Source organism: Hydrogenophaga intermedia (assembly GCF_023715105.1).
Taxonomy (GTDB): domain Bacteria; phylum Pseudomonadota; class Gammaproteobacteria; order Burkholderiales; family Burkholderiaceae_C; genus Hydrogenophaga; species Hydrogenophaga intermedia_A.
Genome location: NZ_JAMBNO010000006.1, coordinates 122,911 through 149,731, shown reverse-complemented (window position 1 = coordinate 149,731; position 26,821 = coordinate 122,911). Strand labels below are relative to the sequence as shown.

General features: G+C 66.9%; 29 protein-coding genes and 2 tRNA genes. 19 read left to right on the top strand and 12 right to left on the bottom strand.

Annotated features, from left to right (window positions below):
* Positions 1-26: 26 nt before the first annotated feature.
* Positions 27-392 (bottom strand): ATP-dependent Clp protease adapter ClpS, encoded by a 366-nt coding sequence (clpS, locus tag M3149_RS07460; protein ID WP_251708709.1) that lies wholly within the window; start codon positions 390-392, stop codon positions 27-29.
* Positions 393-633: 241 nt separating this feature from the next.
* Positions 634-1,887 carry an NADP-dependent isocitrate dehydrogenase gene (gene icd, locus M3149_RS07455; protein WP_251708708.1) on the bottom strand — a complete coding sequence of 418 codons (1,254 nt, stop codon included), beginning with the start codon at positions 1,885-1,887 and terminating at the stop codon, positions 634-636.
* A 135-nt stretch (positions 1,888-2,022) separates the two neighbouring features.
* On the opposite strand from icd, the gene M3149_RS07450 reads away from it, so the two are divergent.
* Positions 2,023-2,472: a DUF192 domain-containing protein gene (locus tag M3149_RS07450; RefSeq protein WP_251708707.1), complete on the top strand. Its 450-nt coding sequence runs from the start codon at positions 2,023-2,025 to the stop codon at positions 2,470-2,472.
* Between the two features lie 40 nt (positions 2,473-2,512).
* Here M3149_RS07450 and M3149_RS07445 read toward each other — a convergent pair whose 3' ends face one another.
* The 4 genes from M3149_RS07445 to M3149_RS07430 form a co-directional block, all read right to left on the bottom strand.
* On the bottom strand, positions 2,513-4,750 hold the full coding sequence (locus M3149_RS07445) for an NADP-dependent isocitrate dehydrogenase (protein WP_251708706.1): 2,238 nt from the start codon (positions 4,748-4,750) through the stop codon (positions 2,513-2,515).
* Between the two features lie 235 nt (positions 4,751-4,985).
* Entirely contained in the window at positions 4,986-5,567 is a 582-nt protein-coding gene (locus M3149_RS07440; protein WP_251708705.1) for a superoxide dismutase, read from the bottom strand.
* Between the two features lie 74 nt (positions 5,568-5,641).
* A complete protein-coding gene (xseA, locus tag M3149_RS07435; RefSeq protein ID WP_251708704.1) occupies positions 5,642-6,940 on the bottom strand; it encodes an exodeoxyribonuclease VII large subunit in 1,299 nt (432 codons plus the stop codon).
* Positions 6,941-6,956: 16 nt separating this feature from the next.
* Positions 6,957-7,238 carry a hypothetical protein gene (locus M3149_RS07430; protein WP_251708703.1) on the bottom strand — a complete coding sequence of 94 codons (282 nt, stop codon included), beginning with the start codon at positions 7,236-7,238 and terminating at the stop codon, positions 6,957-6,959.
* 54 nt (positions 7,239-7,292) lie between these two features.
* Here M3149_RS07430 and M3149_RS07425 point away from each other — a divergent pair, with 54 nt between their 5' ends.
* From M3149_RS07425 to adk, 6 genes are all read left to right on the top strand, one after another.
* Positions 7,293-7,934, top strand: coding sequence for a MotA/TolQ/ExbB proton channel family protein (locus M3149_RS07425; protein ID WP_251708702.1), 642 nt, complete (start codon positions 7,293-7,295; stop codon positions 7,932-7,934).
* The gene (locus M3149_RS07420; RefSeq protein ID WP_251708701.1) at positions 7,931-8,362 is read left to right on the top strand and encodes an ExbD/TolR family protein; all 432 of its coding nucleotides are present in this window, start codon (positions 7,931-7,933) and stop codon (positions 8,360-8,362) included. Before M3149_RS07425 ends, M3149_RS07420 begins: the two co-directional genes overlap by 4 nt.
* 16 nt (positions 8,363-8,378) lie before the next feature.
* The gene (gene lpxK, locus M3149_RS07415) at positions 8,379-9,419 is read left to right on the top strand and encodes a tetraacyldisaccharide 4'-kinase (protein WP_251708700.1); all 1,041 of its coding nucleotides are present in this window, start codon (positions 8,379-8,381) and stop codon (positions 9,417-9,419) included.
* Between the two features lie 21 nt (positions 9,420-9,440).
* Positions 9,441-9,647 carry a Trm112 family protein gene (locus tag M3149_RS07410; protein WP_251708699.1) on the top strand — a complete coding sequence of 69 codons (207 nt, stop codon included), beginning with the start codon at positions 9,441-9,443 and terminating at the stop codon, positions 9,645-9,647.
* Positions 9,647-10,405: a 3-deoxy-manno-octulosonate cytidylyltransferase gene (kdsB, locus tag M3149_RS07405; RefSeq protein ID WP_251708698.1), complete on the top strand. Its 759-nt coding sequence runs from the start codon at positions 9,647-9,649 to the stop codon at positions 10,403-10,405. The genes M3149_RS07410 and kdsB overlap by 1 nt, the downstream gene beginning before the upstream one ends.
* Positions 10,406-10,545: 140 nt before the next feature.
* Positions 10,546-11,202 (top strand): adenylate kinase, encoded by a 657-nt coding sequence (adk, locus tag M3149_RS07400; protein ID WP_251708697.1) that lies wholly within the window; start codon positions 10,546-10,548, stop codon positions 11,200-11,202.
* 81 nt (positions 11,203-11,283) lie between these two features.
* On the opposite strand, the gene M3149_RS07395 is transcribed toward adk, so the two are convergent.
* The 3 genes from M3149_RS07395 to M3149_RS07385 are packed head-to-tail and all read right to left on the bottom strand — an operon-like array spanning position 11,284 to position 13,170.
* Complete coding sequence (locus M3149_RS07395) at positions 11,284-11,763, bottom strand: DUF6152 family protein (RefSeq protein WP_251708696.1); 480 nt, start codon at positions 11,761-11,763, stop codon at positions 11,284-11,286.
* Between the two features lie 14 nt (positions 11,764-11,777).
* On the bottom strand, positions 11,778-12,197 hold the full coding sequence (locus M3149_RS07390; RefSeq protein ID WP_251708695.1) for a hypothetical protein: 420 nt from the start codon (positions 12,195-12,197) through the stop codon (positions 11,778-11,780).
* 1 nt (position 12,198) lies between these two features.
* A complete protein-coding gene (locus M3149_RS07385; protein WP_251708694.1) occupies positions 12,199-13,170 on the bottom strand; it encodes an asparaginase in 972 nt (323 codons plus the stop codon).
* A 66-nt stretch (positions 13,171-13,236) separates the two neighbouring features.
* Between M3149_RS07385 and lexA the strand changes: the two genes are divergently transcribed.
* From lexA to M3149_RS07370, 3 genes are all read left to right on the top strand, one after another.
* Positions 13,237-13,920, top strand: coding sequence for a transcriptional repressor LexA (lexA, locus tag M3149_RS07380; RefSeq protein ID WP_251708693.1), 684 nt, complete (start codon positions 13,237-13,239; stop codon positions 13,918-13,920).
* 130 nt (positions 13,921-14,050) lie between these two features.
* Positions 14,051-14,356: a hypothetical protein gene (locus M3149_RS07375; protein WP_251708692.1), complete on the top strand. Its 306-nt coding sequence runs from the start codon at positions 14,051-14,053 to the stop codon at positions 14,354-14,356.
* A gap of 130 nt (positions 14,357-14,486) precedes the next feature.
* Positions 14,487-15,494, top strand: coding sequence for a D-2-hydroxyacid dehydrogenase family protein (locus M3149_RS07370; protein WP_251708691.1), 1,008 nt, complete (start codon positions 14,487-14,489; stop codon positions 15,492-15,494).
* Positions 15,495-15,518: 24 nt separating this feature from the next.
* Here M3149_RS07370 and M3149_RS07365 read toward each other — a convergent pair whose 3' ends face one another.
* Complete coding sequence (locus M3149_RS07365; protein WP_251708690.1) at positions 15,519-17,594, bottom strand: type IV pilus assembly protein FimV; 2,076 nt, start codon at positions 17,592-17,594, stop codon at positions 15,519-15,521.
* 117 nt (positions 17,595-17,711) lie between these two features.
* Between M3149_RS07365 and M3149_RS07360 the strand changes: the two genes are divergently transcribed.
* The 5 genes from M3149_RS07360 (at position 17,712) to M3149_RS07340 (ending at position 23,250) form a co-directional block, all read left to right on the top strand.
* Positions 17,712-19,232: a 3-hydroxyacyl-CoA dehydrogenase gene (locus M3149_RS07360; RefSeq protein WP_251708689.1), complete on the top strand. Its 1,521-nt coding sequence runs from the start codon at positions 17,712-17,714 to the stop codon at positions 19,230-19,232.
* A 15-nt stretch (positions 19,233-19,247) separates the two neighbouring features.
* Complete coding sequence (locus tag M3149_RS07355; RefSeq protein ID WP_251708688.1) at positions 19,248-20,027, top strand: oxepin-CoA hydrolase, alternative type; 780 nt, start codon at positions 19,248-19,250, stop codon at positions 20,025-20,027.
* A gap of 67 nt (positions 20,028-20,094) precedes the next feature.
* Positions 20,095-20,814, top strand: a complete 720-nt coding sequence (locus tag M3149_RS07350; RefSeq protein ID WP_251708687.1) for a Crp/Fnr family transcriptional regulator — start codon at positions 20,095-20,097, stop codon at positions 20,812-20,814.
* 31 nt (positions 20,815-20,845) lie between these two features.
* Positions 20,846-21,931, top strand: coding sequence for a phosphotransferase (locus M3149_RS07345; protein WP_251708686.1), 1,086 nt, complete (start codon positions 20,846-20,848; stop codon positions 21,929-21,931).
* Between the two features lie 59 nt (positions 21,932-21,990).
* Positions 21,991-23,250 (top strand): acyl-CoA dehydrogenase family protein, encoded by a 1,260-nt coding sequence (locus M3149_RS07340; protein ID WP_251708685.1) that lies wholly within the window; start codon positions 21,991-21,993, stop codon positions 23,248-23,250.
* Here M3149_RS07340 and M3149_RS07335 read toward each other — a convergent pair.
* The gene (locus M3149_RS07335) at positions 23,234-23,917 is read right to left on the bottom strand and encodes a hypothetical protein (RefSeq protein ID WP_251708684.1); all 684 of its coding nucleotides are present in this window, start codon (positions 23,915-23,917) and stop codon (positions 23,234-23,236) included. The genes M3149_RS07340 and M3149_RS07335 overlap by 17 nt on opposite strands.
* 75 nt (positions 23,918-23,992) lie before the next feature.
* Here M3149_RS07335 and M3149_RS07330 point away from each other — a divergent pair, with 75 nt between their 5' ends.
* The 4 genes from M3149_RS07330 to M3149_RS07315 all read left to right on the top strand — a co-directional run bounded on the left by M3149_RS07330 (position 23,993) and on the right by M3149_RS07315 (position 25,843).
* Positions 23,993-24,697, top strand: a complete 705-nt coding sequence (locus tag M3149_RS07330; protein WP_251708683.1) for a glutathione binding-like protein — start codon at positions 23,993-23,995, stop codon at positions 24,695-24,697.
* 66 nt (positions 24,698-24,763) lie between these two features.
* Positions 24,764-24,840, top strand: a tRNA-Pro gene (locus M3149_RS07325).
* 61 nt (positions 24,841-24,901) lie between these two features.
* Positions 24,902-24,978 (top strand) — tRNA-Arg (locus M3149_RS07320).
* Positions 24,979-25,576: 598 nt separating this feature from the next.
* A complete protein-coding gene (locus tag M3149_RS07315) occupies positions 25,577-25,843 on the top strand; it encodes a helix-turn-helix domain-containing protein (RefSeq protein ID WP_251708682.1) in 267 nt (88 codons plus the stop codon).
* Between the two features lie 31 nt (positions 25,844-25,874).
* Here the strand turns inward: M3149_RS07315 and M3149_RS07310 are convergent, their stop codons facing one another.
* Complete coding sequence (locus tag M3149_RS07310; RefSeq protein ID WP_251708681.1) at positions 25,875-26,396, bottom strand: hypothetical protein; 522 nt, start codon at positions 26,394-26,396, stop codon at positions 25,875-25,877.
* Between the last annotated feature and the right edge of the window lie 425 nt (positions 26,397-26,821).

Here is a 26,821-nt window from a genome sequence, read left to right as displayed (position 1 = left end):
AGGGGCTAGATATGGGGCTTGAACGCTTATTCAACAGGTTCGCTCAGACATTGCAAGGGGTGTCCCGCCGAGCGGGCGGCCTGCAGGACCTGGTCCACCTTGGTGCTGGCGACGTCGCGCGAGTACACGCCGCACACGCCTTTGCCCTCCAGGTGGATCTTCAACATGATCTGGGTCGCGGTCTCGCGGTCCTTGCTGAAGTACTCCTGGATCACCTGGACCACGAACTCCATGGGGGTGAAATCGTCGTTGAGCAGCACCACCTGGTACATCTGGGGCGGCTGCACACGCTGGGTACGCCGTTCGAGCACGACGGCGTCGTCGCTGCCCGTCGCGGGCGGTGCCGCGGGCATGTCAGGTTTCTTCGGTGTCTGAGAAGCCATGAATTTCATTCTAGCGATGGCCCCGCATCCACGATGACATCCAGGGTTCTGGGACGTGCGGCGATGGGTGCGCGACATTGCTGTGGCGCCATTGTGACGGTTGCGGCCCACGACCGAGGCTGCGAGCAGGGTCCGGAAATCCGCGCTTTTTCCGCCCGAGGCCGCCGATCGCCGCCCAGCGGGCGAAAGCGGCACGAAAAAGGCCCCGCCGGCCTGGCCGGCGGGGCCCGCAAAAGCTTCCCGGGCGCGGTCACATCTGCTCGATCATCACCTCGCCGAAACCCGAGCAGCTGACCTGGGTGGCGCCGTCCATCAGACGGGCGAAATCGTAGGTGACCTTCTTGGACAGGATGGCCTTTTCCAGCGCACTGATCACCAGATCAGCGGCCTCTTTCCAGCCCATGTGGCGCAGCATCATCTCGGCCGACAGGATCTCGGAGCCCGGGTTCACATAATCCTTGCCGGCGTACTTGGGCGCCGTGCCGTGGGTGGCCTCGAAACAGGCCACCGAGTCGCTGAGGTTGGCGCCGGGGGCGATGCCGATACCCCCCACCTGGGCGGCCAGGGCGTCGGAAATGTAATCGCCGTTGAGGTTGAGGGTGGCGACGACCGAATACTCCGCCGGGCGCAGCAGGATCTGCTGCAGGAAGGCGTCGGCAATCGCGTCCTTGATGACGATGTCCTTGCCGGACCTGGGGTTGCGGAACTTGCACCACGGACCACCGTCGATCGGCTGGGCGCCGAACTCGCGCTGGGCCAGAGCGTAGCCCCAGTCGCGAAAGCCCCCTTCGGTGAACTTCATGATGTTGCCCTTGTGCACCAGGGTGACGCTGGGCTTGTCGTTGTCGATCGCGTACTGGATGGCCTTGCGCACCAGGCGCTCGGTGCCCTCGATCGAGACCGGCTTGACCCCGATGCCCGAGGTCTCGGGGAAGCGGATCTTGGTGACGCCCATCTCCTCGCGCAGGAACTTGATCAGCTTCATCGCCTTGGGCGACTTCGCCTCGTATTCAATGCCGGCGTAGATGTCCTCCGAGTTCTCCCGGAAGATGACCATGTTGGTCTTCTCGGGCTCCTTCAGTGGCGAGGGAACACCCTTGAAATACTGTACCGGGCGCAGGCAGACGTACAGGTCGAGTTCCTGGCGCAGTGCCACGTTGAGCGAGCGGATGCCGCCACCCACGGGGGTGGTCAGGGGGCCCTTGATGGACACCACGTACTCCCTGAGAGCGGCCAGCGTCTCCTCGGGCAGCCACACGTCGGGGCCATAGACGCGGGTCGATTTCTCGCCCGCGTAGACCTCCATCCAGCGGATCTTTCGACGTCCGCCATAGGCCTTCTCCACCGCCGCGTCGACCACCTTGAGCATCACCGGCGTGATGTCGATCCCGGTGCCGTCCCCTTCGATGTACGGGATGATCGGCTCATCGGGCACGTTGAGCGACATGTCGGCGTTGACGGTGATCTTCTGGCCTTGCGAGGGCACCTTGATGTGCTGATACATGTCGGGGAGAACTCCAGTTGACGGGTGGGGTCGGACCTCGAAATTCTAGACCCCGGGCCTGAAGGGCTCGCCCCAAGGCAGGGCGCCCGCCATGAATCAAAATCGGCGTCCCTGCCGAACCGATACCCACGACACATGAAAGCTTTGTTCACCCGTTTGCTCTGCCTCGGTCTGATGGCTGCGGGCCCGGCATGGTCGCAGGAAGGGCCGCAACTGAACCTGCCGCGCGTGGACCTCGCAGCCGGCATGCACCGCATCAACGCCCAGGTGGCCGCCACCCCATCCTCGCGCACCATCGGGCTGATGTTCCGCCGTGACATGGCAGCCAACGAGGGCATGCTGTTCGTGTTCGAGCAGCCGGCCACCCAGTGTTTCTGGATGAAGAACACCCTGCTGCCGCTGACCGCCGCCTTCGTGGCCGACGACGGCACCATCGTCAACCTGGCCGACATGCAGCCGCAGAGCCTGGACTCGCACTGCTCGGCAAAACCGGTGCGCTACGTGCTGGAAATGCACCAGGGCTGGTTCGCCAAACGCGGCCTCAAGGCCGGGGCGCGGCTGAGCGGGCCGCCGTTCACCAAATGAAAAGGCCGCCCTGGGGCGGCCTTTCTCATCCATCAGCGGGTCAGGCCTTCACCATGGCCAGTGCCTCGTTGAAGGTCTTGCTGGGCCGCATGATGGCCTCCAGCTTCTTCAGGTCGGGCTTGTAGTAGCCGCCGATGTCCACCGGCTTGCCCTGAACCTCGGCCAGTTCCTTGATGATCGCAGCCTCGTTGTCGGCGAGTGCCTTGGCCAGCGGGGCGAACTTGTCGGCCAGCTCCTTGTCCTCGGTCTGCGCGGCCAGTTCGCGGGCCCAGTAGAGCGCCAGGTAGTACTGGCTGCCGCGGTTGTCGAGCTGCCCGGTCTTGGGGCTGGGGTTCTTGTTGTTGTCCAGCAGCTGCCCGGTGGCGGCGTCCAGCGTTTTGGCCAGCAGCTTGGCGCGCGGGTTGTTGTTCTTCAACCCCAGGTCCTCGAAGCTCACAGCCAGTGCCAGGAACTCGCCCAGCGAATCCCAGCGCAGGTGGTTCTCCTCCACCAGCTGCTGCACGTGCTTGGGGGCCGAACCGCCGGCGCCGGTTTCGTACATGCCGCCGCCAGCCATCAGCGGCACGATGGACAGCATCTTGGCGCTGGTGCCCAGCTCCATGATCGGAAACAGATCGGTCAGGTAGTCGCGCAGGATGTTGCCGGTGGCGCTGATGGTGTCCAGGCCGCGGATGACGCGCTCCAGCGTGTAACGCATGGCGCGAACCTGGCTCATGATCTGGATGTCCAGCCCTGCGGTGTTGTGCTCGTGCAGGTACATCTTCACCTTGGTGATCAGCTGCGCCTCATGCGGGCGGTACTGGTCGAGCCAGAACACCACCGGCATGCCGGAGTTGCGCGCGCGGTTCACGGCCAGCTTCACCCAGTCGCGGATCGCCGCGTCCTTGACCTGGCACATGCGCCAGATATCGCCCTGCTCCACGTCCTGGCTCATCAGGACCTCGCCCGTGTCGAGATCGGTGATGTTGGCGACGCCGTCCTCGGGGATCTCGAAGGTCTTGTCGTGCGAGCCGTATTCCTCGGCCTGCTGCGCCATCAGGCCCACGTTGGGCACGGTGCCCATGGTGCGCGGGTCGAACGCGCCGTGCCACTTGCAGAAGTTGATCATCTCCTGGTAGATGCGGGCGAAGGTGCTCTCCGGCATGACGGCCTTGACTTCTTTCAGGCGGCCATCGGCACCGTACATCTTGCCGCCGGAGCGAATCATGGCGGGCATGGAAGCGTCCACGATCACGTCGTTGGGCGAATGGAAGTTGGTGATGCCCTTGGCGGAGTCGACCATGGCCAGCTCGGGACGGTGCTCCTGGCAGGCGTGCAGGTCGCGCTTGATCTCGTCCTGCTTGCTTTGCGGCAGCGTGGCGATCTTGTTGTACAGATCGACCATGCCGTTGTTGACGTTCACGCCGAGTTCGTCGAACAGCTTGCCGTGCTTCTCGAAGGCTTCCTTGTAGAAGATCTTCACGCAGTGGCCGAACACGATGGGGTGCGACACCTTCATCATGGTGGCCTTGACGTGCAGCGAGAACATCACGCCGGTCTTGTGCGCGTCCTCGATCTGCTGCTCGTAGAAGTCCAGCAAGGCCTTCTTGCTCATGAACATCGAGTCGATGACTTCGCGATCGAGCAAGGCCACCTTGGGTTTGAGCACGATGGTCTTGCCGCTCCTGGTGATGAGCTCCATCTTGACGTTGCGCGCCTTGTCCAGCGTCATGGACTTCTCGCCGTGATAGAAGTCGCCGTGGTGCATGTGCGAGACGTGCGTGCGCGAGGCCTGGCTCCACTCGGCCATGCTGTGCGGGTTCTTGCGCGCGTATTCCTTCACCGCCTTGGGCGCGCGTCGGTCGGAGTTGCCTTCGCGCAGCACCGGGTTCACCGCACTGCCGATGCACTTGTTGTAGCGCGCGCGGATGTCCTTTTCCTCATCCGTCTTGGGGTTCTCGGGGAAATCGGGAATCTTGTAGCCCTTGTCCTGCAGTTCCTTGATGGCCGCCTTGAGCTGGGCCACCGAGGCGCTGATGTTGGGCAGCTTGATGATGTTGGCTTCGGGCTTGAGCGTGAGCTTGCCCAGCGCGGCGAGGTTGTCGGGCACGCGCTGTTCGTCGGTGAGCAACTCGGGAAACTGGCCCAGGATGCGACCGGCCACCGAGATGTCACTGGTCTCGATGTTGATGCCCGCCGGCGCGGCGAAGGTGCGGATGATCGGGAGAAACGCGCTGGTGGCCAGCAAAGGCGCCTCGTCTGTCAGGGTGTAGATGATGGTGGGTTGCTGGCTGCTCACGGCTTATCTCCATAAGTTGTTGGGTTCACTGCCGCACGGCGTTCGCGCGGCTTGCGCGCGAGCGCGTGGGAACCCCGACATTGTGCTTTCAGCGCCAGCGCCGGTTACCCGTTTTCGGGATCAAACTCCCACAATACAAAACGCGAGCGAAGAAATTTGCGACCCGAGCGGTACCCGCCCACGAAAAAGGGCCCGAAGGTTTCCCTTCGGGCCCTGGCCTTGTGCGCCGGAGCGATCAGGCGAAGTTCTTTTCGGCGAACGACCAGTTGACCAGCTTGTCGAGGAAGGTCTCGACGAACTTGGGGCGGGCGTTGCGGTAGTCGATGTAGTAAGCGTGCTCCCACACGTCGACCGTCAGCAAGGCCTTGTCGGCGGTGGTGAGCGGCGTGCCGGCAGCGCCTGTGTTGACGATGTCCACCGAGCCGTCGGCCTTCTTGACGAGCCAGGTCCAGCCCGAGCCGAAGTTGCCCACGGCGCTCTTGACGAAGGCTTCCTTGAAGGCGGCGTAGCTGCCCCACTTGGCGTTGATGGCTGCGGCCAGCGCGCCGGTGGGTTCGCCGCCGCCGTTGGGCTTCATGCAGTTCCAGAAGAAGGTGTGGTTCCAGATCTGCGCGGCGTTGTTGTAGACGCCACCGCTGGACTTCTTGATGATCTCTTCGAGGGACATCGACTCGAACTCGGTGCCCTTCTGGAGGTTGTTGAGGTTCACCACATAGGCGTTGTGGTGCTTGCCGTGGTGGTACTCCAGCGTCTCGCGGCTGTAGTGGGGGGCAAGGTCGTCCAGACCGTAGGGCAGTGCCGGCAGGGTGTGTTCCATGCGGTTCCTCTTTTGATTGGTTGTGGGTGGATCGTCGATTGTAGGCAGCGGGTGTGACGGCCTCGTCAACGGGGTTATGCCCCAGGCTCGCGCACCCGCAAGGGCAACACACCGTCGGACAGCGTGGCCTGCAAGGCCTCACCGGGTGTCGCCTGGGCGGTGCGGGTGATGGCCTGGCCCGACGCATTGGTGAGGTAGGCATAGCCGCGTTGCAGCACCAGGCGGGGATCGAGCAGCGCCAGCGCCGCTTCGCTGCGCGCCAGGCGTTCGCGGCGGCGCTCCAGGCCGCGCACCAGCGCCAGGGGCAGACGCTCGGCCAACTGCCGCTGGTGCAGCGACTGGCGCTGCATCCACAGCCGCGTGCTGCCTTGCAGACCCGCCTGCAACCCCTGCAAACGCTGCTGCGCCTGCGCCAGCCTCGCGCTGGGCCGACCAAGGCCCTGGGCCAGGCGGTCCAGGTGCTGGCCCTGCGCATCGAGCGCGTTGCGCGCGCCACCTTGCAAGCGCTCCTGCAGGTAGGCCAGTTCGTTCAGGCGCTGCTCTCGCGGGGCCGCGCACAGCTCGGCCGCGGCCGTCGGGGTGGGCGCACGAAGATCGGCAGCGAAGTCGGCCAGGGTGAAGTCGGTCTCGTGACCGACACCCACCACCACCGGCAGGGCCGACGCGGCCACGGCGCGCACCACGCGCTCGTCGTTGAAGGCCCACAGGTCTTCCAGCGAGCCGCCGCCGCGCACCAGCAGCAGCAGGTCACACGCACCGCGTGGTCCGCGGTGTGTGCTGGCCGCATCCAGCGCTGCCACGATCTCGGCCGGCGCCTGCGCGCCCTGCACCGAGGCGGGGAACACCGTCACGGCCACGTGCGGCACGCGCCTGCGCAGCGCGGTGGCCACGTCGCGCAGCGCCGCGGCGCCCAGCGAGGTGACCACCCCCACGTGCCGCGGGTGCACCGGCAACGCGCGCTTGCGCTCCGGCTCGAAAAGGCCCTCGGCCTGCAACGCGGCCTTCAGGCGCAGGAACTGCTCGTACAGCGAGCCCTGCCCGGCAGGCTTCATGCCTTCCACGATCAGCTGCAGGTCACCACGCGGGCCGTAGACGTCGAGGCGCCCGCGCACCTGCACCCGCAGGCCGTCGCGCGGTGCGAAGTCCAACGCGTCGGCCGAGCGACGGAACATGGCGCAGCGCAACTGGCCCGCGTCGTCCTTGAGGGCGAAGTAGCAATGCCCGCTGGCCGCCCGCGAGAAGCCCGAAATCTCGCCCTGCACGGCCACGGGATTGAAGCGCGCGGCCAGGGTGTCCGCCACCGCTCGCACCAGCGGGCCAACCGCCCACACACGCTCGGTGGCAAGCGGTTGTGCATCGCCAAGGCCCGTCATCCCGGGCCTTTCGGGGTCAAACGTGTCCACAGGCCGCGCCGTTGCTGGAGTTGCTGTCGCCAATGCCCGACAAGCCAGGGTTTTCCGCAGAGTGCCTTGATTTCAAAGCGGATTGCACTGCTGAAAAAACAGGCAAACCAGCGAATCCCGCGCGGAATGCGTCGCTGGCGATCTTGTTCGCGGGGTTCTTCACAAAGTTATCCACAGAAGATGTGAATGGTGCCGGGCATTGCCGCCGATGTATCGAGGGCGCCGCGATCTGCCGTCGGCGGGCGGCAAGGCCGGGGGCCTGGGTCATAATCCGCCGCTGCTGTTGCCCAGTGCCGTTGGCACCCCTGTCCGGAGCCCAGAGTTGCTTTCCATCATACAAGCCGCCGGCTGGCCGATCTGGCCCCTGATCATCTGTTCCGTGGTCGGTCTGGCCCTCGTCATCGAACGCTTCATCAGCCTCAAGACCAGCAAGGTCGCACCGCCCAAGCTGCTCGACGAAGCCATCATGGTGTCGCGCAACGGCATCCCGGGCCCCGACGTGGTGACCCAGCTCGAGCAGAACTCCCTGCTCGGTACGGTGCTGGCCACCGGCTTTCGCACCTTCAACAACAACCCCAAGGCCACCGGCGATGACCTGCGGGCCAACCTCGAGGCCGCGGGTCGACAGGCCGCGGCGCAGATGCAGAAGTACCTCGGGGCACTGGCCACCATCGCGTCGGCCGCACCGCTGCTGGGTCTGCTGGGCACCGTGATCGGCATGATCGAGATCTTCGATTCGCAGGCCGGTGACGGCCTGGGCGTGGTGCCCGGCGGCGGCAACCCGGGCCAGCTGGCGCACGGCATCTCGATCGCGCTCTACAACACGGCCTTTGGCCTGATCGTGGCCATTCCGGCACTCATCTTCTGGCGCTACTTCCGTGCCCGGGTGGACGAATACGTGCTGACCATGGAAGTGGCTGCCGAGCGCTTTGCGCGGCACCTCTTGAACGTGCGCAAACCATGAACTTCCGCGGCGGCGCGCATCGCGATGAGCCCGAGATCAACCTGATCGCGTTCATCGATATCCTGCTGGTGGTGGTGATCTTCCTGGTCCTCACCACCACCTACAGCAAGTACACCGAGCTGCAGGTCAACCTGCCCTCGGCCGATGCCGAGGCGCCGAAACAGAACCCGCGCGAGATCGTGGTGGCGGTGGGGGCCGATGGCCGCTACGCCGTCAACCGCCGTGTGCTCGATGGCGGCAGCGTCGAGTTGATCACCGCGGCCCTGCAGGAGAGTGCCGAGGCCGGGCGGGACACCGTGGTCGTGATCAGCGCCGACGCGGCCGCCGCACACCAATCCGTCATCAACGTGATGGACGCCGCCCGGCGTGCGGGCCTGGTGCAGATCACCTTTGCCACCCAGCAGGGCAGCGCGCGCCAGCGCCCCTGAGGGCGGAGCAACCGACATGGCGCAGGCCGTGCGCGAGTCGGGCTGGCAAGGCATGGCCCAGCGGCGCGGCGCCCTTGGCGCCCTGCTTTTGCCGCTGTCGTGGGTCTACCGGGTATTGCTGGCGTGCCACCGCCTGGCGCACACCAGCGGCTCCCGTGAAGTCACCCACCTGCCGGTTCCGGTGATGGTGGTGGGCAACGTGGTCGTGGGCGGTGCCGGCAAGACGCCCACCACCATCGCCCTGGTGGAACACCTCACCCGCCAGGGTTGGCGCGTGGGCGTGGTCTCGCGCGGCCACGGCCGGCGTTCAGCGGGGATCACGCAAGTGCTGTCAGACACCGACCCCGCACTCTGTGGCGACGAGCCACGGCTGATCCGCCAGCGCACGGGTGTGCCGGTGTGGGTGGGTCGCCAGCGTGGGCAGGCGGGCCGCGCGCTGCTGGCTGCCCATCCGGAGGTCAACCTGATCGTGTGCGACGACGGCCTGCAGCACTGGGCGCTGCGCAGCGATGTGCGCATCGCGGTGTTCGATGATCGCGGCCTGGGCAACGGCTGGTTGCTGCCCGCAGGCTTGCTGCGCGAACCCTGGCCGGTGCGCACCGCAGCCCATGCGCCCCAGTTCATGCTCTGCCACACGCGCGGCGACGCCGCACGCGAGGTGCCGGTGCCGCCCGGCGTCACCCCCTTCAAGGTGCGGCGCCAGCTGAGCCGTTTCGCCGTGGATGCGCAGGGCAGCCAACGCGCGCTGGCCGATTTCGCGGGGGCGCCGACGATGGCGCTGGCCGCGATCGCACGACCCGAGGTCTTCTTCGCCATGCTCGCCGACGCCGGTGTGGCGCCGCAGCGCTGCCTGCCGCTGCCCGACCATGCCGATGCCACCGTGCTGCGCGATGCGGTGGCCGGCTGGCGTGGCGACGTGCTGTGCACCGAGAAGGATCTGGTCAAGCTTGACAAGCTGCCCGACGGGATACGTGCCTGGGCCGTGCCGCTGGAGCTGCAGATCGAGCCCGGCTTTTTTGCAGCCGTCGACGCCCGACTGGCCACGCTGCGGGCCTGAGCCACGCCTATCATTCACGCCATGGACACCAAACTGCTCGAATTGCTGGTGTGCCCCGTCACCAAGGGCCCGCTGATCATGCGCCGCGACCTGCAGGAGCTGCACTCGCGCAGTGCGCGGCTCGCCTACCCCATCCGCGACGGCATTCCCATCCTGCTGGAACACGAGGCACGACCCCTCACCGAAGAGGAAGCCGCCCGCCCTCCCACGCCCGCGCCGCAAGACTGATGGGCGGCTTCACCGTCCTGATCCCGGCGCGCATGGCTTCAAGCCGGCTGCCCGACAAACCCCTGGCCGACATCGCCGGCCTGCCGATGGTGGTGCGCGTGGCGCAACGTGCGGCATTGAGCAGCGCCACGCGCTGCGTGGTGGCCGCCGATGACGAGCGCATCCTGCGCGCCTGCGAGCGCCACGGCGTGGCCGCCATCCCCACGCGGGCCGACCACCCGAGCGGCAGCGACCGCCTGGCCGAGGCCTGCGCGCAGCTCGGGCTTGACGGTGACGACCTGGTCGTCAACGTGCAGGGCGACGAACCGCTGATCGAGCCCGCGCTGATCGACGCGGTGGCCGACACCCTGCGCCAGCACCCGGGCTGCGCCATGAGCACGGCAGCACACGCCATCGCGCAGCGCGAGGACTGGCTCAACCCCAATGTGGTGAAGGTGGTGCTCGACCGCGCGGGCATCGCGCACTACTTCAGCCGCGCACCGATTCCGTGGTGGCGCGACGGCATGGAGCGCAGCGACACCCTGCCCGACCCGGCGCCGCTGCGGCATGTCGGCATCTACGCCTATCGGGCGGCATTTCTGCGCCGTTTTCCCTCGCTGGAACCGGCGCCCACCGAGCGACTCGAGTCACTCGAGCAGTTGCGCGCGCTGTGGCACGGCGAGCGCATCGCGGTGTACGTGACGTCGCACGCACCGGGCCCGGGAGTCGATACGCCGCAGGATCTGGCGCGCGTGCGCGCCCTGCTCGCCGCGGGTTGACAGGCGCGCACCCGTGTGGTGCACCGTAAGGCCCTGTAGGGGGGCACATGCTATCCTCACCGCGTTACCCCGGCGGGCATGCCCAGGGGCCGCTGCGCGAGACACGCGGCGACGCCATCGAAACTCTGAAAAGGAAAGCAATGAGACTGATTCTGTTGGGCCCACCGGGGGCTGGCAAGGGGACGCAGGCCGCGTTCATCTGCCAGAAGTTCGGCATTCCCCAGATTTCCACCGGTGACATGCTGCGCGCCGCCGTCAAGGCGGGCACGCCGCTGGGCCTGCAGGCCAAGGCCGTCATGGACGCCGGCGCCCTGGTGAGCGATGACCTGATCATCAACCTGGTGAAGGAACGCATTGCCCAACCCGATTGCGCCAATGGCTTCCTGTTCGACGGCTTCCCGCGCACCATTCCCCAGGCCGACGCGATGAAGGCCGCGGGCGTCAAGCTCGACTACGTGCTGGAAATCGACGTGCCCTTCGACGCCATCATCGAGCGCATGAGCGGTCGACGCTCGCACCCGGCCTCGGGCCGCACCTACCACGTCAAGTTCAACCCGCCCAAGGTCGAAGGCAAGGACGACCTCACCGGCGAGCCGCTGATCCAGCGCGATGATGACAAGGAAGAGACCGTGAAGAAGCGGCTGGAGGTCTACAGCGCGCAGACCCGCCCGCTGGTGGACTACTACCGTCAATGGGCGCAGAGCGCACCAGCGGCAGCACCGAAATACCGTGCCATCAGCGGCGTGGGCAGCGTGGAGGACATCACCGCCCGCGCGCTGCAGGCACTCACCAGCTGAGGCGTCCCGGCACGCGCCGATCGCGGCCCCATGACAAAGCCCCGCCGATGCGGGGCTTTGTTGTTGGCGCACGGCGTGGGCTCAGGCCGGGCTGGAGCGCAAGGCGTAGGTCTTGTCACCCATCAGCAGGTACTCCACGCGCAGGATCGGCTCGCCACGCTCGCCCTGGAAGGTGAAGCCCACCATCGCGATCTGGTCGCCCACCTTCACCTCGGGAACCTGCCACTGGTTCATGCGGAAGATCGGCGCGAGCTCGATCTGCCAGCGCTTGTCCTTGCGCGTGGGGACCACCGCGCGCGCGAACAAGGCCGCACCATCCACCGACGCCGTCTGGGGCGGCACCGGGCGCTGCGCCAACGTGGCGGGCACCGCCAGGCCGTCGGGCACCTCCAGCACCATCTCGGCGTGCGGGTTGCGCCACGCCACCTCGACGGCGCGGCCGGCGAGGTAGATCGGGCGGCCCTGGTCGAAGCTGCTCCAGCCGTGGTGTGCACGGGCCAGGCCCGCCGTGGCGCCAAGGGCCAGCACACCACCGGCCTGCAACAGGGTTCTGCGATCCATCAAGGTCTCCTTCGTCAGACGTAACCGATCCAGCGGCCGCAGGTGATCACCAGCAGCCACAGGGCTGTGGACACGAGCATGAGCATGCGTGCCGTGCCGTCCAGGCGCTGCAGCGAATGCCGGGCATGGAACAAGCCGGCATTGCAGCCAGCCACCATGATCAGCGCCATCTTCGCTGTGAACACGCGGTTGGCCAACAGTTCCTCGGGCATGGTGGCGAACATCAGCAGCCCGGTGATCGCACACAACCCGAAACCGATCGCCACCAGCGCGAGGCCCAGCCGAGCCAGCGGCTGCGCCGGCAGGGCCGCGCCGAAGCCGAAAACGCGCGCTTCGATGAGCACGAGATTGCCCAGCAGCAAGGCGATGCCCACGATGTGCACCACCTCCAGCATCGGATAGGCCCAGGGGTGGGCGCCCAGCGCGGCAAACACCTCAGGCCCCCAGCAGATCGAGCGCCAGCGCCCAGCGCGCCTTCGCCGGCGCCAGACCATCGATGTCGGCAAAGGGCTGGGCGGGATACGGCACCGGCGGCGCACCATTGCGGTTGGCCAGCACCACGCGCACCCCCGCGGCCTCGGCCTTGTGCAGGGCGGCCTCGAGGTCGGCGTGCAACGAGGCGTTGCCGGTGGCGGCCACCAGAATGCCCTGCACGCGCCGAGCCGCAGGTGCGCCCAGCAAGGACTCGACCTCCCACGCGCCGGCGTCGGCGTGGCTCGACAGCCAGGCCACCCGGGGCATGGCGCTGGCGGCCAGAAAGGCGGACACCCGGTCGGTGTGGCGCGCCTGCGTGGGCCAGGGCCGCAAATCCCGCACCCGCCCCTCTTCCACCAGCGCGATGACACCGGCGTCGCCCGAATCGAACGGATCGGTCCGGTAAGGGTGGACCTTGGCCACTTCGACCGCGCCATGCACGCGCCCGGCACAGACCACCACCACACCGCGCGCCCCCGGGTGGGCGGCCACCGCGATCGCGTCGCTGAGGTTCTGCGGCCCATCGGGCGATACAGCCGTGGCCGGGCGCATGGCGCAGGTCAGCACCACCGGCTTGGCCGGCGCCAGCAGGGTCTGCAACAACCACGCCGTCTCTTCGATGGTGTCGGTGCCGTGCGTGACGATGACCGCGCTCACCGCGTCGTCCGCCAGATGGGCCTGCACGCGCGCCACGAGGCACTGCAGCTCGGGCAGGCGCATGTCCTTGCTGTTGATCTGCGCCACCTGCTCGAAATCCAGCGCCAGCCCGGCCAAGGCCGGCAGGCCGGCGGCCAGGTCCTCCACCCGCACCTGCCCGGCCGTGTAACCCACGTTGTCGCCGGCCCGTTCAGCACGGCCGGCAATGGTGCCTCCCATGCCCAGCACCGCGAAACGCCCGCCTGAGAGTTCACCCGCCACTTGCGCTTTCTCCATCAACTGGTTAAAAATACAGCCACTGGATACCCGAACAGTGTATTCACCACCGATCCGCGAGGCCCCATGCACGACACCGCCGCCAGCCCCAAGCTCACCGCCCGCCAGCAGCAGATCCTGTCGCTGATCCAGAGCACCATCGCGCGAACCGGGGCGCCGCCCACCCGCGCCGAGATCGCGGCCGAACTGGGTTTCAAGTCCGCCAACGCGGCCGAGGAGCACCTGCAGGCCCTGGCGCGCAAGGGCGTCATCGAGCTGGTGAGCGGCACCTCGCGCGGCATCCGCCTGCGCCGGGCCGACCTGCAGAGTATCAATGACGCCCGGGAGCGCCAACTCGCCCTGCCCCTGCCGGGCCTGGCGCAACTGGTGCTGCCCCTGATCGGCCGCGTCGCCGCCGGCTCGCCCATCCTGGCGCAGGAACACATCGATCAGACCTACGCCGTCGAGCCCAGCCTGTTCCAGCGCACCCCCGACTATCTGCTGCGCGTGCGCGGCATGTCGATGCGCGACGTCGGCATCCTCGACGGCGACCTGCTCGCCGTTGCGGCCACCCGGGAAGCGCGCAACGGCCAGATCGTGGTGGCCCGCCTGGGTGAGGACGTCACGGTCAAGCGCTACATGCGCCTGCGCGACCACATCGAGCTGCGCGCCGAAAACCCCGACTACCCCACCATCGTGGTAGAGCCTGGCGAACCCTTCGAGATCGAGGGTCTGGCCGTCGGCCTGATCCGCAACAGCTTCCAGAACTGACCCGCGCGGGTCTGCGCCACCGTTGCGGGTGGCGGGCGTTGCCAGTCGGCCCAGGGCCTGCATGGCGACCCCGCAACGGTGGCTTCCCCGGTCAATCCTGCCTGTGTTCAACCCCGTCGAGGTGTTTCACATGGGACTGTTCTTCCAATCCAGCAGCTGGCGCAAACCCCTGCAACTCATCGAATGCTGGCTGCCTGAACCCGCCATGGCGGGCGGGCGCATGGCGCCGGCTGCGCGGCCTGCGGCAACAGCCACGCCCGCGGTGCGCCGCTTCACCCGTGCGGGCTGGCTCGGCCGCCCCGCCGCCAACCAGGTCACGGCGCCGCGTTGCCGCGACGGTCGCGTGGCCCTGGCGGGGCGTATCGACGAGGTCTGCCGCGAGCTCGACCGCCTCGCCGCTCACGAGGCTCGCGCACGCCAGCGGCCGATGTGCTGAGCGCATCGCGCGCCATGCGGCGTGGCGTGTGAAGGCCAGGGCAAGCGCCGGCGCGGGCTTGCGCGGCTGCAGCGTCGGGTGATCGTTGATTGCGGGGCGAGTTCGGGGCTCGCGGGCACAATAAGCGCCCATGAACATCGTGATCCTTGACGACTATCAGGATGCCGTGCGCAAACTGCATTGCGCCGAGAAGCTTGAACCCTTCCCTGCCAAGGTCTTCACCAACACCGTCAAAGGCGTGGGCCAGTTGTCGATCCGGCTGCGCGATGCCGACATCGTGGTGCTGATCCGTGAGCGCACCCACGTCACGCGACAGCTCATCGAAAAGCTGCCGCGCCTCAAGCTCATCGCACAGACCGGTCGCGTCGGGGGCCACATCGACGTGGCGGCCTGTACCGAACGCGGCGTGGCGGTTGCCGAAGGCGCGAGTTCGCCCGTGGCCACCGCGGAGCTCACCTGGGCATTGGTCATGGCGGCCATGCGTCGCATTCCGCAGTACGTGTCCAACCTCAAGCACGGTGCCTGGCAGCAGTCGGGCCTCAAGTCCTCGGCCATGCCGCCCAACTTCGGCCTGGGCATGGTGCTGCACGGCAAGACGCTGGGCGTCTGGAGCTACGGCCGCATCGGGTCGCTGGTCGCCGGTTATGGGCGCGCCTTCGGTATGCGTGTGGTGGTGTGGGGCTCCGACGAAGCCCGCGCCCGAGCCGCCGCCGACGGGTACGACGTTGCAACGTCCAAGGAGGGCTTCTTCGAGTGCTGCGACGTGCTCAGCCTGCACCTGAGGTTGAGCGAGCGCAGCGCAGGCTGCGTCACGATCGACGACCTGCTGCGCATGAAACCCACGGCGCTGCTCGTGAACACCTCGCGGGCGGAGATCCTCGAACCCGAGGCGTTGTTGACGGCGCTCAACCGTGGCCGCCCGGGCATGGCCGCGGTCGACGTGTTCGAGTCGGAGCCCATCCTGCAGGGCCATGCGCTGTTGCGGCTGGAGAACTGCATCTGCACGCCGCACATCGGCTACGTCGAACTCGACAACTACGAGAACTTCTTCAGTTCGGCCTTTGACAACGTGGTGAACTTCATCAAAGGCACACCCACGAACATCGTCAACCCGGGCGCACTGCAGGTCCGGCGCTGAGGCAGGCGCCGGGGCCCGCAGGCCTCAGCGTGGCGAGCCGTCGTCCGTGCGGTCGCTGTCGCGGCGCTGCGCGGGCGGCTCGTTATCGATGATCTCGAAGTCGATCATGCTTTCGCCGTCGCGCGCGCCATGGTTGCGCCCGGCGGTGGGTTCGACCGGCATGTCCACGTCGGGCAATGACGCTTCGAACTGGGATTCGGCCTCGAGGTCCTCGATGTTCACGTCGAGCGCGACGCGCGAGGATGCGGGCGGAATCACGTGCAGGTCCATCGGCACCGTGCGCCGCATCGAGTCCTCTGTGCCGGTGGCGGCAGCAGCGCCCGCTGTGGCAGCCGCTGCCGGTTTGCCCGCGGCCTTGAGCGGCTGCATGTTGGTGTTCTGGAAATCCACCGGCGGCTGCGTGGCGGACTCGCGCTCCACCAAATCCTTGGCGATCGCGTGCAGCAGGAGCAATTCCCGGTATGCCTCCAGATCGAACACCTCGTTCTCACCCTCCTCGCTGTCGCGGAAGATGCTGCGCTCGATCAGGTCGAGCACGCGCGGCTGCGGCCACAGCGCCTGGATGCGCTCGAATGCGGTCTCGTAGGCTTCCAGCCCGCGGCCCTTGTCGGAGTAGCGGTCGAACACCGGGGCACCGGCGTTGAAGACGCGGTTGAACTCCTCACGCAGGGCGTCGTAGTCGGCGCGGCGACCCAGGCGGTGGTACAGGCGGAACAGGTCGAGGTAAGCCAGCGGGCTCGGCTCGTGGCTCTCGGCCAGGTGGTTGCGCAACACCGCAATGGCTTGATCGTCCTCGCCGAGGGAGACGAAGAAGTCGGCCTGCTGCTGCACGTCGAACAGTTCCTCGGTGGCAACCGAGCGCGATACGCCCATGGCGCTGGGCATGAACTCGCGACGTTCGCTCGCGGGCATGGCAGCCGGGGCCTTGCGGGCAGCGGGCGTCGCCCGCAGCGGCGCGGGCGAGGAGTCCACGTCAAGGTCGACGTCGACGGACTCCAGCGGCACCGGCGCGCTGGGCTCCAGCGGTGCGCGGCGCGACATGCGCGGCATTTCCTCGACCTCGTCGTCGTCCCGCGGGCCGGCCCACCAGGCACGCGATGCGTCCGATTCGATCGCCGACTCGCGACGCTGACGGCGCACCAGCAAGGCCATCGCGGCCAGCGACAAGAGCAGCAAGCCCGCGAGCACATAGATCAGCCAGTTGCTGTATCGCTGTTCCTCGGCGCGCGCGAGTTGGGCCGTGAGCTCGGCGATGCGCGCCTGGTCGCGTTGCTGGGCTTCGCGAAAGCGCGCCATCTCGGCTTCGATGGCGGCCAGACGCTCGGCGTTTCGCTGAACCTCGGCGTTGGCGCTGGCCAGGGCGGTCTCCAGCGGACTCGGTGCGGCGGGCTCTGCCGGTGCAGCCTGGCCGATGGCATTGGGCGATGTACCGCCCGGCAGCTCGGGCGGGTCCAGGCGCAGGCGCGGTGCGCCCGCGGCGCCCGCCGCGGTGCCGGCGGCGGCCGACGACGAAGGTGCGGGTGCGGTTGTGGGTGCGGGCGTGGGTGCTGAAGCCACCTGGGGCGCAGCCACGGGCTTGGTGCGCGGGGCCACAGCCACCTTCGGGGGCTTGGGTGGTGCGGGCGGGCGGGCGCGCACCACCGGGGCCGGCGCAGGAGCAGGCGTTGGCGAAGCCTGCACGGGCGCGGGCGCCGGCGCCGGGGAAGCGGCAGCGGCTGGCACAGGCAGTGGCACGGGCGCAGCCGCGGGTGGTGGTGCAGCCGCGACGGCAGGCTCACTCACCAGATCGGCCAGCAGCACGTAGCGCCGGGTGAACGGCAGGCCGCAGCCCGCACGCACCGACAGCGTGACGATGGGTTCATTGACCGGCAAGCTCACCAGAATGCGGGCCGTGCCGGTGTTGTCGCCGGGCTGCGCGCTGGTGGTGACCGTGATGAGGTTGGGCGTGACCGGTATGTCGCCGTAGATGACGTCGGCCATGATGCATTGGGTGCCGATGTCCTCGCCCGGCGCGAGCATGACCTGCAAACGCACGTCCAGCGGTTGGCCGATCAATGCCACCCCGCTGTGGCGCCCCAGCGTGACTGCCGAGGAGCCCATGGCGGTTGATAGCAAAATGCAGGCTGTCCAGATCTGGCGCACGTCGGATTTCCTTCGCAACAGGTTGAAACATTTTGTCATAGTCAAAGTGGCGTTCAACCCAAAAAACACACGGATATGCAATCGTTCTTCGACTGTGCCGGCATCGTCGGCACCGGCGCCATGGGCCGCGGCATCGCCCAGATGGCGGCCCAGGCCGGCGCCCGCGTCCTGCTGCTCGATGCGCAACCCGGTGCCGCCACCAACGCCCGCGAGGCCCTGGGCAAGACCTGGGACAACCTGGTGGCCAAGGGCAAACTCACGGCCGATGACCGCGCGGCCTTCATGGGTCGGCTGCAGGTGGCCGAGTCTGCGCAGGACCTCAAGGCATGCGACATCGTCATCGAAGCCATTGTGGAGCGACTTGACGTCAAGCAAGCGCTGTTCAAGCAACTGGAAGAAATCGTGGCACCCGATGCGGTGCTCGTGAGCAACACCTCGTCGTTGTCGATCACGGCCATCGCCTCGGCCCTGCGCCATCCCCAGCGCTTTGCGGGCTACCACTTCTTCAACCCGGTGCCGCTGATGAAGGTGGTCGAGGTGATCGCCGGGCTCAAGACCGACCCTGCGGTGTGCGATCGGCTCATGGGCTTCACGCGCGCCTACGGCCACACGCCGGTGGCCGCTCAGGACACCCCGGGCTTCATCGTCAACCACGCGGGCCGCGGCTACGGGACGGAAGCGCTGCGCGTGGCGGGCGAGCGCGTGGCCGATTTCGCGACCATCGACCGCATCCTGCGCGATCAGGTGGGCTTTCGCCTTGGCCCCTTCGAACTGATGGACCTCACCGCGCTGGACGTATCGCACCCGGTGATGGAGTCCATCTATCACCAGTACTACGAGGAGCCGCGCTACCGCCCGAGCGTGATCACCGCCCAGCGGCTGGCCGGCGGCGTGGTGGGCAAGAAGGTGGGCGAAGGCTTCTACCGCTATGCGGACGGCGCCGCGCAAGTGCCCGCCGAACAGCCGGCGCCCGCGGTGGCCGAGCTGCCGCCGGTGTGGGTGTCGCCCAAGGCGGCGCGGCGCCAGGAGCTGTACCAACTGCTCAAGAACCTGGACGCGCGCATCGAGACCGGCGCAGCGCCCAGCGAGCAGGCGCTGATCCTGGTGGCGCCGCTGGGCATGGACGTGACCACGCTGGCCGCGGTCGAACGGCTCGACGCCACGCGCACCTTGGGCATCGACATGATGCTGGAGGACAGCGCCACCAAACGCCGCGTGCTTGCCACCAACCCGGCCACGCGGCCCGACATGCGCGACGCCGCGCACGCACTCTTCGCGCGCGATGGCAAGGCGGTCAGCGTGGTGCGCGACAGTGGTGGCTTCGTCACGCAGCGCGTGGTGGCCACCATCGTGAACATCGCCGCCGACATGTGCCAGCAAGGCATCTGCAGCCCGGGCGACCTCGACGTGGCCGTCACCCTGGGTCTGGGCTACCCGCTGGGGCCACTGGCGCTCGGCGACCGCATCGGCCCCACGAACGTGCTCGAGATCCTGTTCAACCTGCAGACGGTCTACGGCGACCCGCGCTACCGCCCCTCGCCCTGGCTGCGCCGCCGAGGTGCACTGGGCCTGAGCCTCAAGCACGAAGAAATCTGACCGGAACACCCGAACATGACTGCCAGCCTCAAGAGCCACAGCCAGGGTGCCACGCTGGTGCTCACGATCAGCAACCCCGAGCACCGCAACGCGCTTGGCCCCGACATCTACGCCGCGGGTGTGGAGGCGCTGAACGTGGCCGAGAGCAACCCGGAAGTGCGCAGCGTCGTCATCACGGGCGAGGGAAGCCACTTCTGCGCCGGCGGCAACCTGCAGCGCCTGCTGGGCAACCGGCAGAAGCCCCCCGAGGTGCAGGCGCAGAGCATCGAGGGCCTGCACAACTGGATCGAGACCATCCGTGCCTTTCCGAAGCCGGTGATCGCAGCCGTCGAAGGTTCCTGCGCCGGGGCCGGTTTCTCCCTTGCACTCGCCTGCGACTTCATCGTCGCGGCCAACAACGCCGTCTTCGTGATGGCCTACAGCGGCGTGGGGCTCTCGCCCGATGGCGGTGGCAGCTGGAGCCTGGCTCGTGCGCTGCCGCGTGCCACCGTCATGCAACTGCTCATGCTGGGCGAGCGCGCCAGCCCCGATCGCTTGCTCCAGTTCGGCGTGGTCAACGCGGTGGTGGATGCTGGCGAGGCGCCAGCCCAGGCGCTGGCACTGGCCGAGCGGCTCAACGCACGTGCGCCGAATGCGCTGGCCAGCATCAAGGAACTGGTCAACGAGGCGACGGATGCTGCACTGCACACGCACCTGAAGGCCGAGCGCGATCACTTCGTGCGCAACCTGCACCACCCCAACGCCGGCGAGGGCATCGCTGCCTTCATGGACAAGCGCAGCGCCAGCTACCGCTGACCAGCCGCGCTGGACAAGGTCCCCCCCGCGACATCCGCAGGCACATCAGTCACTCAAAAGACAGACCATGGACGAGCCGATTCTGACAATGGAAGAACGCGAGGCGATCAATGCTGGTCGCTGGTTCAACAGCCTCTCCCCCTCCCTGCGGCACGACATTCTTCGATGCGCCTACGTCAAGCGATTCAAGGACGGCGACCTGATCGTCGCGCGCGGCGATCCACCATCGGAGTGGACGGCGGTGGCCAAGGGTGCGGTGCGCGTGAGCTCGACGTCGCTCTCGGGCAAGCAGATCACACTGACGTATGTGGAGCCGGGTGTGTGGTTCGGCGATGTGGCGATGTTCGACGGCGATCAGCGCACGCACGATGCCTACGCGCACGGGCCCACCACCCTGCTCTGCGTGGCGCGCAACGATTTCCAGAAGATCCTGTCCACACACGTGGAGCTGTACGAGGCGCTGATGCGCCTGCAGGCACGGCGCATCCGCACGCTCTTCGGTCTGGTGGAAGACCTCAACACCCTGCCCTTGCGCGCACGCCTGGCCAAGCAGCTGCTGCACCTGGTGCGCAGCTACGGCGTGCCCTGCCTGAACGACGGCAACGAGACACGCATCGGCCTGCAACTGGCGCAGGAGGAATTGGCGCAACTGCTGGGCGCCTCGCGCCAGCGCGTCAACCAGGAACTCAAGTCCATGGAGCGCGAGGACACCATCCGCATCGAGCAGGGTGGACTCGTGATCCGCAACCGCGCGGCGCTCATGCGCATCGCCGAAGCCGAGACCTGAAGGTCCGGCCTTCACAACCGACCGCTGCCGAATGACCGAAGCACAGAACTTCACCGGCACGCGGCCGGTGACCGACCGACACGCATTCGATACCGCGGCGCTGGAGCGCTGGCTGGGCGAACGCCTTCCCGGTTTTGCAGGCCCGCTCACGGTGGAGATGTTCAAGGGCGGGCAGTCGAACCCGACCTACAAGCTCATCACGCCGCAGCGCGCCTATGTGATGCGCGCCAAACCCGGGCCGGTGGCCAAACTGCTGCCCTCGGCACACGCCATCGAACGCGAGTTCCGCGTGATGAGCGCGCTGGCAGGCACCGACGTACCGGTGGCACAGATGCACCTGCTGTGCGAGGACGAGTCGGTGATCGGCCGTGCGTTCTATGTGATGCAGTGCGTGGAGGGCCGCGTGCTGTGGGAGCAGTCACTGCCCGGCATGAGCAATGCCGAGCGCGGTGACATCTACGACGAGATGAACCGCGTCATGGCCGCCCTGCACCGCGTGCGGCCGGATGCGGTGGGCCTCGCGGACTACGGCAAGCCGGGCAACTATTTCGAGCGCCAGATCGGCCGCTGGAGCAAACAGTACCAGGCCTCCATCACGCAGCCCATCCCCGAGATGGACAAGCTGATCGACTGGCTGCCGAAGAACATCCCCGCGATGGCGCGCGACGAATCGATGACGTCCGTTGTGCATGGGGACTACCGGCTCGACAACCTGATGTTCCATGCCAGCGAGCCGCGCGTGCTCGCCGTGCTCGACTGGGAGCTCTCCACGCTGGGCCATCCGCTGGCCGACTTCAGCTACCACTGCATGTCCTGGCACATCCCGCCCGGCATGTTCCGCGGCATCGGCGGGCTCGACGTGAAGGCGCTCGGCATTCCCACGGAAGACGAGTACATCGCTCGCTACTGCGAGCGCACCGGTTTCGCGACACCGGCGCAGCTCAAGGCCGACTGGGCCTTCTACCTTGCCTACAACATGTTCCGCCTTGCGGCCATCCTGCAGGGCATCGCCAAGCGCGTGGAGGCCGGCACGGCCTCCAGCGAGCAGGCGGTGCGCTCGGCGGCCGGCGCGCGCCCCATGGCCGAGATGGCCTGGCGCTTCGCCAACGGCGGTTGACCCTTCACCAGCACCAGCGCCAGGCATTCCCCTCGGCCCGCGACCCACCAGGAGACCCCATGCAATTCGACTACACCGACAAGGTCAAGGCCATGCGCGAGCGGCTGCTCGCCTTCATGGACGAGCACATCTACCCGAACGAGAACCGCTTCTTCGAGGAGATCGAGGCCAACCGCGCCAAGGGCAATGCCTGGGTGCCGACGAAGATCATCGAGGAGCTCAAACCCAAGGCGCGCGCTGCCGGCCTGTGGAACCTGTTCCTGCCGCGCAGCCACCGCGCGCCCGAGGGCCTGTCCAACCTGGAATACGCGCCGATGTGCGAGATCATGGGCCGCGTGCCCTGGGCGCCCGAGGTGTTCAACTGCTCGGCGCCCGACACCGGCAACATGGAGACGCTGGAACGCTACGCCTCCGAGTCCCTGAAGGACCAATGGCTCGAGCCGCTGCTGCGTGGCGAGATCCGCTCGGCCTTCCTGATGACCGAGCCCGAGGTGGCCTCCAGCGACGCCACCAACATCCAGTGTCGCATCGAGCGCGACGGCGATCACTATGTGATCAACGGCCGCAAGTGGTGGTCCTCCGGTGCGGGCGATCCGCGCTGCGCGGTCTACATCGTGATGGGCAAGACCAACCCGGATGCACCGCGTCACTCGCAGCAAAGCATGATCGTCGTGCCTGCCAACTCGCCGGGCATCACCGTGGTGCGCCCGCTCTCGGTGTTCGGCTACGACGACGCGCCGCACGGTCACATGGAAGTGGTGCTCAAGAACGTGCGCGTGCCGGTGGGCAACATCCTGCTCGGCGAAGGCCGCGGCTTCGAGATCGCGCAAGGCCGCCTCGGCCCGGGCCGCATCCACCACTGCATGCGCTCCATCGGCGCGGCCGAGCGCGCGCTCGAACTCATGTGCAAGCGCCTCAACAGCCGCGTGGCCTTCGGCAAGCCGGTGTCGGCGCAGTCGGTCTGGCACGAGCGCATCGCCGATGCGCGCTGCAAGATCGAGATGGCGCGCCTGCTCACGCTCAAGGCTGCGTACATGATGGACACGGTGGGCAACAAGGTGGCCAAGGCCGAGATCGCGATGATCAAGGTGGTGGCGCCCAACATCGCCTGCGAGATCATCGACATGGCCATCCAGGCCCACGGCGGCGGCGGCGTGAGCGGTGATTTCCCGCTCGCCTACAGCTACGCCCACCAGCGCACGCTGCGCCTGGCCGACGGCCCGGACGAGGTGCACCGCCAGTCCATCGCCAAACTCGAACTCGCCAAGCACATGGCCGTGCCGGGCGAGGTGGAGATGCCGGTCACCCGCGGGAGTTGAGCTCGCGCGCCTGTGCCAGCAGACGCTGGCTCAGGCGCTCGAACAGATCGTGCGCGTGGCACTCGCAGCCGGCGTGCCTCGAGGGCTCGAGCTGCAGGCGCATCTGCAGCTTGCCGCGCAGCCGCATGAGCAGCAACGGCGTGCCCGCCGAACGGGCGTTGTCAGGCCAGTGCATGAGCGCCTGCACGGCTGCCTCGTCGATCAGGACGCGCGCCTCGTCCGGCGAATCGGTGAGCACCGCATAGCGCTCGAAGAACGCCGGCTCGGGGCCCGGCCAGCCAGCGTCCCGATAGGTGGCCAGCCAGCGCAATTCTTCGGGCAGCGTGTCGGCCATGGTCTGCACCGAATTCGTGAGCTGCGAGTACAGGTAGTCGGCCCAGCGCTCCATCGACAGCTTGAGCGGCCGGTTCATGAGCACCACACCCGATGGCTGGGACAACCCGACCTCGGTGCGCGCGTTGATCTCCCAGCCCTCCAGATACGGCCGCCCGGCGGGCTGCAGGTCGATACGCACCGGCTGACCAGACCATTCCCCCACGAAGGCGCAGGCATCGTCGCGCCGGGCCAGGAATTCCAGCCCTCGCGCTTCGGCCCACTGCACCAGCGGCGCATGCCGGGCACGCAGGCGGCGGGCCGGGCTGAGGGCATTCCACATCGAATCGAACATGGGTCGGGATTGTCCCGTAAGCTGCCCGCTTTCACTGTTCAACACCGCACGGAAAGCGCGAGAAAGGCCCGTTCGATGATCGACGTCCACTCCTGGCCCACGCCCAACGGCCACAAGGTCCACATCATGCTGGAGGAATGCGGTCAGCGCCTCGGGCACGACTGGCGGGTGCACGCGGTCAACATCGGCGCGGGCGACCAGTTCAAGCCCGGCTTCCTCGCCATCAGCCCGAACAACAAGATTCCCGCGATCGTCGACCCGCACGGCCCCGACGGCAAGCCGATCACGCTGTTCGAGTCCGGCGCCATCCTGGTGTACCTCGCCAGCAAGTTCGGCCGCTTCTTGCCGCGCACTGATCGTGAGAAGTTCAAGGTGCTGGAGTGGCTGATGTTCCAGATGGGGGGCGTGGGGCCGATGCTTGGCCAGGCACACCATTTCCGCATCTACGCACCCGAGAAGATCGACTACGCGATCAATCGCTACACCAACGAAGCAAAGCGCCTCTATGGCGTGATGGACAAGCAGCTCGCTCACCACGCCCACATCGCGGGCGAGGACTACTCCATCGCCGACATCGCCATCTTCCCCTGGCTGCGCAGTTGGCAGAACCAGGGCATCGACTGGGCCGACTACCCACGCCTGAAAGACTGGTTCGACCGCATCGCTGCGCGCCCGGCGGTGCAGCGCGGCGTGGCGGTGCTGGCCGATGCGCGCAAGCCGCTCACCGACGACAAGGCGCGCGATGTGCTGTTCGGCAACACGCAGTACCAGAAACGCTGAGCGTGACCGAGGCCATTCGAACGAGCGGGTGGGTCAACGCCTCAGGGTAGAATCCGCGACTCGTGTCGGAGCGTAGCGCAGCCTGGTAGCGCATCTGCTTTGGGAGCAGAGGGTCGCGAGTTCGAATCCCGCCGCTCCGACCATTTCTTCGAAGAACAAAGGCCCACCCCGTGGGCCTTTTTTCCATCCGAGCCGCCTTGCGCACTGCCCGTAGCTCAACTGGATAGAGCAGCTGCCTTCTAAGCAGCAGGTCGGGGGTTCGAGTCCCTCCGGGCAGGCCATAAATCCCCTTTAAATTCAACAGCTTACGCGAAAGCCGGAAAAATCGGCAGACGCTGAAAATAGCCGATTTTCGACGCTGAGTGTCCCCGAATTGTCCCCGCGCAGACGGCGTCGGACGCCAGTGGACAGCGATGGACAGGGGCGCCGTCCCCGCAGTGTCCCCGTGCAGTCAAATCTCGCGCGCCCTCCTCGCCCCTGAACCTGCAAAACAGTTTGCGGTGGCGATCCATGCCCCACAGCATGTGCTGGGCCAGGTCGCTTGCCTGAGTCAGGCTCGTCGGCCATCCTTGCATGCGTGAGACCGATCGAAAGTTGTGTCTCCCGCCGACAGCTGTCGGTCATCACCATATCGCCGAAGGTGCCTGGACACCCCATCGATTGCCGATCCATCGGCCCACCTCCGATCCACGTCTGGTGCCTCTCTGGCGCACACCACATCGCAAGGATTGGTACATCTCCACCCCGCTTATAGAAACAGGGTTGAGGATGAGGCTTGTCTGTGGCCACTCACAGGCACCCGATCTGCTGCCAGGTTCCCCAGGAGAGCCTGTGACTCACTCTGTTCTTTCGTTGCCTCAGGGCGACACAATTCAGCCCATGCTCGTGGACGTACCCACGGCCGCTCAAATCATTGGCGTCACCGCCGCCTGCCTCGACAAATGGATTCGTCGTGAAGTCGCCATTGGCATGCCTGCCCTCATACGCGTGGGCCGCGCGCGCTACTTCCGACGCACAGAACTCTTGAGGTGGCTGCGCGGAGAAATCAATGAAGCCGACCATGCGCGGCCGCCTGCAGCGGTTGAAGCACCGCCATTGCCCGCCAAGCGCCCAAGGGGACGGCCCGCCAAGCAGGTTTTGGCTTGAGCCAACGGCATGAGGACAGGTCGCACTGACGTCAAAATTTGAGGCCACGACTCCACGTGTCCATTTCTTCGCCTATCAGCCACCGCGAGAAGCGCCCCAGGACTGCCCTGTGCGCTTCTCCTGCTGGGCCGACGCATCCGACTGCGGCCAATGCCGCCAGAGAAGCAGCCTCGTTCCGCGAACTGGCCACGCGGTATCGGTTCAGTTCATGCCACCATGCGCGCGCGGCGCCACCTTCACCGTGCGCACCGCTCGACGGATCTCTGAGCGAGTAGGCATGCAGAAAGAAATGTCGATGCCAGCAAAACATTTCGCCGTAAACCGGAAACGACCGATGCACGCAGTGCCAATCCAGGATGCGCGGATCGAAAACGAACTGGCGAACGTCCTTGGCGAGAACGGGTTTGTCAACGTGGGCCAGCAAGCGCTTCAGCAGTTGTGGGCGTTCGGTGCGCAGCGACAGGGACAGTCGATCGCAGATCTCGATGTGGATGCCATTGGGGGCGCTGCGAGCGATGACGGAGTCGCTCGACCAGGTGGTTCGCGTGTTCATGTAGGTGCCGAAGTGGAGGAGTTGCTACAAACTCGCACACTTCGGGCTACTGTCAAGTGAGCCGGTTTAGGGCAGCAACGAGCTGACTTGGCGGTCTCGATAGATCGCGCGATGAGTCAGCAGGTGGAGGCAAGGGGTGCTTGCCATGAGTTGCACTGCATCGGTTGCTGTCTGTCACGGCCGCACCGCGAACTCACGCTTCCCGGCTCATAGCGGTCATCCAGTTGGCAGTGACCTGTCACGCCGCGAAGCCCCTTTCAATGTGCAGGCGTTGCGATAACTGTGAGCGGGCCGCGGGACGCCAATCAGACAAAACCCGCATGCTCGGCAGCGACGACTAGGGTAAGCCCCATTTCCTCATCACGTTCGATGTGTAGACAGCGCAGCCGCTGGCGGCCTCTGACGACGAGCATCTGAAACCCTAC

What these genes read in the sequence shown, in the direction of transcription:
- M3149_RS07450 (WP_251708707.1), top strand. Translation starts at nt 2,023, where the DNA reads ATGAAAGCTTTGTTCACCCGTTTGCTCTGCCTCGGTCTGATGGCTGCG.
- M3149_RS07385 (WP_251708694.1), bottom strand. Translation starts at nt 13,170, where the DNA reads ATGGAGAAAGCGCAAGTGGCGGGTGAACTCTCAGGCGGGCGTTTCGCG.
- M3149_RS07370 (WP_251708691.1), top strand. Translation starts at nt 14,487, where the DNA reads ATGAACATCGTGATCCTTGACGACTATCAGGATGCCGTGCGCAAACTG.
- M3149_RS07310 (WP_251708681.1), bottom strand. Translation starts at nt 26,396, where the DNA reads ATGAACACGCGAACCACCTGGTCGAGCGACTCCGTCATCGCTCGCAGC.
- M3149_RS07350 (WP_251708687.1), top strand. Translation starts at nt 20,095, where the DNA reads ATGGACGAGCCGATTCTGACAATGGAAGAACGCGAGGCGATCAATGCT.
- M3149_RS07440 (WP_251708705.1), bottom strand. Translation starts at nt 5,567, where the DNA reads ATGGAACACACCCTGCCGGCACTGCCCTACGGTCTGGACGACCTTGCC.
- xseA (WP_251708704.1), bottom strand. Translation starts at nt 6,940, where the DNA reads ATGACGGGCCTTGGCGATGCACAACCGCTTGCCACCGAGCGTGTGTGG.
- lexA (WP_251708693.1), top strand. Translation starts at nt 13,237, where the DNA reads ATGCACGACACCGCCGCCAGCCCCAAGCTCACCGCCCGCCAGCAGCAG.
- lpxK (WP_251708700.1), top strand. Translation starts at nt 8,379, where the DNA reads ATGGCGCAGGCCGTGCGCGAGTCGGGCTGGCAAGGCATGGCCCAGCGG.
- M3149_RS07335 (WP_251708684.1), bottom strand. Translation starts at nt 23,917, where the DNA reads ATGTTCGATTCGATGTGGAATGCCCTCAGCCCGGCCCGCCGCCTGCGT.
- icd (WP_251708708.1), bottom strand. Translation starts at nt 1,887, where the DNA reads ATGTATCAGCACATCAAGGTGCCCTCGCAAGGCCAGAAGATCACCGTC.
- M3149_RS07355 (WP_251708688.1), top strand. Translation starts at nt 19,248, where the DNA reads ATGACTGCCAGCCTCAAGAGCCACAGCCAGGGTGCCACGCTGGTGCTC.
- clpS (WP_251708709.1), bottom strand. Translation starts at nt 392, where the DNA reads ATGAAATTCATGGCTTCTCAGACACCGAAGAAACCTGACATGCCCGCG.
- M3149_RS07330 (WP_251708683.1), top strand. Translation starts at nt 23,993, where the DNA reads ATGATCGACGTCCACTCCTGGCCCACGCCCAACGGCCACAAGGTCCAC.
- kdsB (WP_251708698.1), top strand. Translation starts at nt 9,647, where the DNA reads ATGGGCGGCTTCACCGTCCTGATCCCGGCGCGCATGGCTTCAAGCCGG.
- M3149_RS07410 (WP_251708699.1), top strand. Translation starts at nt 9,441, where the DNA reads ATGGACACCAAACTGCTCGAATTGCTGGTGTGCCCCGTCACCAAGGGC.
- M3149_RS07360 (WP_251708689.1), top strand. Translation starts at nt 17,712, where the DNA reads ATGCAATCGTTCTTCGACTGTGCCGGCATCGTCGGCACCGGCGCCATG.
- M3149_RS07395 (WP_251708696.1), bottom strand. Translation starts at nt 11,763, where the DNA reads ATGGATCGCAGAACCCTGTTGCAGGCCGGTGGTGTGCTGGCCCTTGGC.
- M3149_RS07420 (WP_251708701.1), top strand. Translation starts at nt 7,931, where the DNA reads ATGAACTTCCGCGGCGGCGCGCATCGCGATGAGCCCGAGATCAACCTG.
- M3149_RS07365 (WP_251708690.1), bottom strand. Translation starts at nt 17,594, where the DNA reads ATGGGCTCCTCGGCAGTCACGCTGGGGCGCCACAGCGGGGTGGCATTG.
- M3149_RS07340 (WP_251708685.1), top strand. Translation starts at nt 21,991, where the DNA reads ATGCAATTCGACTACACCGACAAGGTCAAGGCCATGCGCGAGCGGCTG.
- M3149_RS07315 (WP_251708682.1), top strand. Translation starts at nt 25,577, where the DNA reads ATGCTCGTGGACGTACCCACGGCCGCTCAAATCATTGGCGTCACCGCC.
- M3149_RS07375 (WP_251708692.1), top strand. Translation starts at nt 14,051, where the DNA reads ATGGGACTGTTCTTCCAATCCAGCAGCTGGCGCAAACCCCTGCAACTC.
- adk (WP_251708697.1), top strand. Translation starts at nt 10,546, where the DNA reads ATGAGACTGATTCTGTTGGGCCCACCGGGGGCTGGCAAGGGGACGCAG.
- M3149_RS07345 (WP_251708686.1), top strand. Translation starts at nt 20,846, where the DNA reads ATGACCGAAGCACAGAACTTCACCGGCACGCGGCCGGTGACCGACCGA.
- M3149_RS07430 (WP_251708703.1), bottom strand. Translation starts at nt 7,238, where the DNA reads ATGACCCAGGCCCCCGGCCTTGCCGCCCGCCGACGGCAGATCGCGGCG.